This is a genomic window from Actinosynnema sp. NPDC059797, from assembly GCF_042732085.1.
In the GTDB taxonomy this organism is placed as follows: domain Bacteria; phylum Actinomycetota; class Actinomycetes; order Mycobacteriales; family Pseudonocardiaceae; genus Actinosynnema.
In genome coordinates, this window is sequence record NZ_JBHWIE010000497.1 from 2,838 (window position 1) to 4,252 (window position 1,415).

General features: G+C 68.8%; 2 protein-coding genes. Both read left to right on the forward strand.

Annotated elements, in window-relative coordinates:
- A partial coding sequence (locus ACFV4N_RS40470) for a hypothetical protein (protein WP_499677990.1) occupies positions 1 to 230 on the forward strand: 230 nt, incomplete at its 5' end.
- Positions 231 to 253: 23 nt separating this feature from the next.
- Positions 254 to 1,415, forward strand: a 1,162-nt coding sequence (locus tag ACFV4N_RS40475) for a DUF5624 domain-containing protein (protein WP_499677991.1), incomplete at its 3' end; no start/stop codon positions are given.

A 1,415-nucleotide genomic window follows, 5' to 3' on the forward strand; every position in this document is an offset into this window, starting at 1 on the left:
CATCCACGGGAAGCCCCCCCGTCGCCAAGACCGACCTGATGTCGCAGCTGTACCGGTGGCAGGACGGGAAGTTCGAGGTGATCGAGGAGTTCCCCACCTTCGGCGGCACCGACGCGAGCTTCTTCGAGGCCGACGGCAAGACCTTCCTGGTCGTCGCCAACAGCCTCACCCCGGACGTGCGGTTCCGCCAGGACAGCATCGTCTACGAGCTGTCACTCGACAACGCCTGACCCGGACGGACGAGGAGAATCCGATGCGCTACCAACCCGACCCGCACTTCATGCGGCTGTTCGAGCTGTTCACCGCCGCCCCGGACAGCATCGGCCAGAACCTGCAGCAGCGACTGGGCGAGGCCCACTCCGACGCGCCGTTGCTGCTGGCGACGGGCACCGACCTGGTGCTGTTCCCCGGCGGTGGACGCCCACCCACGTCGGTCGACATCAGGAAGGGCACCAAGGGGTTCTTCGAGATCACCGCGGTCTCGCACCTCGGCCTCGCGATCCCCTACCTGGCCCGGCTGCGCGAGCTCGGCGACCTCGGCAGCAAGACGGCCGCCAGGGAGCTGATCGCGCAGTGTCGCGTGGTGCAGGACTTCAACAGCGTCTCCTACTGGCGTGACGAGGTCGCGGTCACCGCGTGGCGGGGGCACGAGGAGAAGATCACCGACCTGGTCGACTACACCTGTGCGACCACCGCGGACTACCTGGAACGCGCGATCGGGGACCCGGAGCTCCTGGACTTCGGGTACCTGCGCGCGAACCTGCTCGAGGGCGACGGGGCGGACGCGGTGCCCGTGCCGTTCAACGACATGATGGCGGCGACCTTCGCCCTCTCGGCACTGGACTCGCTGCACCGGAGCCTGAAGTGGCTCCACGAGCAGTCCATCGACTGGGCCCGGCTGATGGTGATCGTCGCCGGTGGCGCCGGACGCCCGAGCGCCGGCCTGACCTGGCAGACCAACAACGTGTGCCCGCTGCTCCACGAGGCGTCGAACCACCAGCTCGACCCGGCCAGGCTGATCATCGCCCCGACCGCCCCGGCCATCGGGATCGAGCAGCTCGCCGACAGCGAGGTCTGCGCTCGCGCCGAGGCGCAGTACCGCAGGTTCTGGTACGGCTGCTTGTCGTCGGTCGAGATGAGCCGCCTCATGTGGCCGGGCTACCCGGCGTTCCGGAAGGAGGTCGGCCAGGCGCCCGTGGTCGACGCCGACACGGAGGTGGTCGACGCCATGCCGCGCGTCCGGTCGGTCCACGACAAACGAGCCATCGTCACCAGGCTCCGCTACGTCATGGAAGACCCCGGCGCCCAGATCGCGACCGCCGGCATGCAGTTCGTGCTCGACCAGTTGAGCGCCAACGGCAACCGGCCCGAGCTCGTCGAGATCCCGGGTTTCACCCACACCACCTACCCGGTCG